General features: G+C 27.2%; 3 protein-coding genes. All 3 read left to right on the top strand.

All coding sequences use genetic code 11. The features are described from left to right. The first annotated feature begins 172 nt into the window (after positions 1 to 172). Positions 173 to 958, top strand: coding sequence for a tetratricopeptide repeat protein (locus BLT46_RS12965; RefSeq protein WP_090410532.1), 786 nt, complete (start codon positions 173 to 175; stop codon positions 956 to 958). Next, positions 955 to 3,168 carry a TonB-dependent receptor gene (locus BLT46_RS12960; protein WP_090410531.1) on the top strand — a complete coding sequence of 738 codons (2,214 nt, stop codon included), beginning with the start codon at positions 955 to 957 and terminating at the stop codon, positions 3,166 to 3,168. The genes BLT46_RS12965 and BLT46_RS12960 overlap by 4 nt, the downstream gene beginning before the upstream one ends. 126 nt (positions 3,169 to 3,294) lie before the next feature. Then, positions 3,295 to 3,474 carry a hypothetical protein gene (locus tag BLT46_RS12955; protein ID WP_090410530.1) on the top strand — a complete coding sequence of 60 codons (180 nt, stop codon included), beginning with the start codon at positions 3,295 to 3,297 and terminating at the stop codon, positions 3,472 to 3,474. The last annotated feature ends 98 nt before the right edge of the window (positions 3,475 to 3,572 follow it).

Genomic DNA, 3,572 nt, shown 5'->3' with positions numbered 1-3,572 from the left:
TGTAAATTCTGCGGTAAAGGTGAATATATTCATAGAGGCTTTTCTTCTTTAGACTAAAAATATACACTTATGATACTAAACGGAGATACATTTAAATGGTTAATAAAAACATAAAATTTATTTAAATTTTCACGATATTTATATATATTGCATAAAATTTAAATTTAATACTATGAAATTTATTCTTATAATTACTTCTACATTTTTTTCTATAACTAATGGTTGTGTCTCTGATAAAGGTGTAAAAGATATATCATATACAGAATTTACTAGAGTTAATGTACAACAAAAAGATTCTCTTCTTTTTGATATTCAAAATAAAATTGACTTGGAATTTGAGAAGGCGTTTGTAAATAAAAACACTGAAAAATTAGACCAAATCATTTCTAAATTAGAGCAAATAAATAGTCCTATATCTAATTATTGGCAAGCATATGCAAAATATAATAAAGGTATTTATTATATAGCAAATAACAACAAAGAGCAAAGTGAAAAGCTAATTGATGAGAGTATTGAAAATTTAGAACAAACTTCTAAATCCTCTGAAAGTTACGCTTTATTAGGAACTTTACAGAGTTTTTCTATACAATTTAAATCTCCGATGAAAGCTGGTGTAATTGGTAATAAAGCAAAAAATAATTTTAAAAAAGCTATAGAATTAGAATCTAAGAATTTAAGAGCTTATTTAGGATTAGCCTCTTTAGATTATTATACACCTGAGAAGTATGGGGGAAAAAAAGAAACTGAAAGTCTAATTATTAAAGCTTTGGAGCAACCTAATCAGCCAATAAAAAACCCTATATTACCTTCTTGGGGAAGAAATATGGCTTATGAAATAATAATTAAATACTTTATAGAAAAAGGAGATAAGGAAAAAGCAAAAGAATATTATAAAATAGCTATTGAAAAATTCCCAAATGATTATCAATTGAATCGCTTGTTTAAAAAAATTATATGAGATTTTTTATTTTTATGAAGCAGCTTTTTATAAATGTAATACTTATCCTAGGGTTAGGAATTGTTAACTCAAATTATGCTCAAAAAGTTACAATAAAAGGTAATTTATCTGATACAAGAGGAGGCTTGATTCCTTTTGCCAACGTGTATTTAGATACAAAAACAGAAGTGGGGACATTAACTGATTACGATGGAAATTATGAATTAAAAATAAAAGAGGATCTGCTCAATGGACAGGAGACATTTATTTTGGTGTTTTCGGCATTGGGCTTTAAAACACAGAAGATATGTTTAGGAAAAAAAAGTAATATTGAATTAAGTATTGTTTTAGAAGAAGAATTTCAAATATTAAGTGAAATAATACTTAATTCCGAGAGTAATGCTTCGAAAGAGTATACTGTCTTAAATTTAGATAAGATAGATATATATTCTAATCCGACTGCAAGTGCTGATCCTTTAAAAGCTATTTTAATATACCCTTATTCTACTAATACTGATGAAACTGCTAATCCTTCATTTAGAGGAAGTAACCCAGATAAATCAAGAGTTATATTAAATGGCGTTCCAGTCTTTAATCCTGTGCGAAATAATCAAATAAATGGATTGGGTAATTTCAGCTTATTTAATACTGAAATGCTTGACAAACAATTAATATACCCTAGTAATCCACCTTTAATCTATGGTAATAGTACTGCTGGAATTGTGGAAATAGAAACATCAAAAGACATCAATAATACTTCTCAAGTTTCTCTCTCACTGGCAAGTGTAGGTTTTTTGATGAGTAGAAAGATTGGGAATGATAGTTTTATTCAGGCATATAGTAACAAGCAATTTTCAACTCTATTTTTAGATGTCAATAAAGAGAGAATAGATTTTCTCAAGGATTTCTCTTCTTTTGACATGGGAGCAAATATTCGGATATCTAACAAAGATAATTCTTATTTTAATATATTTTCATATCTTATAAAGGAAAATTCTGAAGCAGACACATCAATTTTAAACACCGTAGCTGTAAATAAAGCCTCAAAAACACAATTCTTTATGGTTGTGAATTACTCTAAAATATTTGAAAACTTTAAAATAACATTTAATAATGGGTATGATTATTCTAAAAGCCCTGCTTCATTGTCTAATATAGATATTACATTAAGAGATGGAAGTATTTATTCTTCATTAAATTTCAGTTTTAATTTAGAAAGTTTATTTTTAAAAACGGGATATACATATAATTATTTGAGACGTAATTTTTCAGGTTATTATCCTGATTTTTTCTACGCATTCACACCTCAATCACCAATATCATATATAAATAATGAACTAAAAACTAACATGCTAGAGGGGTATTTATATGGGAAAATTAATTTCAGTGATTTTGTTTTGTCAGCTGGCATTAGAAAGAATTTTCCTGTAAATAATAGTATTAATGAAACTCAATTTAAAGATGATTATTTAAGTTACCAATCATTTCTTCGATGGAACATAAATAAATATAACAACGTTATTTTATCTGCGGGTAAATATCATAGCTATAGTAATCCAAGTATTATTAATCAGAGAATTTCGTTGAACTCTTCCATTCAAGTTTCATTAGATTATACTTACCAAAAAGGAAGTACTCAGATAAAGACATCCATTTATTCAAAAAGAGAAAAGGGAGTTATCAATAATTCTTTTGAGTTAGTGAATAATATAGTTGATGATAGTGCTATATATGGATTAGAGTTCCAATTTGAGAATAACATAACGAAAGATTTAAAGTTAAATGCGTCTTATACATTTCTGAATTCTGAACTTAACTATAGGGGTGAAACATCTCGTGCATCAAATGATTTAAAATATTTTATTAAAGGCTCGCTCTCATATTATAAAAAAGGTTGGAATCTAGCGATTTCATCTACTACTAGGCCAGGAACATACTATACAGATGTCGTGTCTTCTATTTTCAATTCTGAGGCAATGGCATATGAACCAATCTTTTCAGATTTATTTAACTCCAAACAATTAGATAATTATTTTAGAGTAGATATAAGTATCAATAAGTCTTTAGATATTGGAAAAAATAAGCTAGTATCATTTTTATCTATAAATAATGTGTTCAATAGAAATAATGAGAGAAATATTGTTTACAACACCGACTATAGCAAGATCTATTCGGAGTTTTTTCCTGGTGTAATGCTTTATTTTGGTGTGGTTTTTTATTTGAATAAATAGTTTTAGCAATATATAAATACGTATAAAAAGTAGTGTTTTATTTTTTTTTATGATTTTATTTTACTTTTTTTAATAAATTTTTATATTTTTGAATTCAGTGTCTAACCTTTTTAAACTTTAATTATCATGAAAAAAGATGTTAAATTAACAATTCAAGAAGTGGAAAATAGAAATATCCCTACCTTTTTGAGTGAATCAGCTTTAGCTGCTGCACGTTGTACAACAACTACATGCACTACATGTACATGTACTTCATCTTCTGATTCCAAAGAGACAACAGTAGTTATTGAAGCAGAGATAAAGTAGATCTGACTAGTCCTAAAATAGATTGACAAGTTTTTAAACAATACATCCAGAGGGATTTTCTCTCTGGATTTTTTTATGCACATAATTTGGAGTGAGCA

The organism is Myroides phaeus (assembly GCF_900099675.1).
Classification (GTDB): domain Bacteria; phylum Bacteroidota; class Bacteroidia; order Flavobacteriales; family Flavobacteriaceae; genus Flavobacterium; species Flavobacterium phaeum.
Note: the sequence above shows the minus strand (reverse complement) of the source record. Positions and strands in the feature narration are given on the sequence as shown.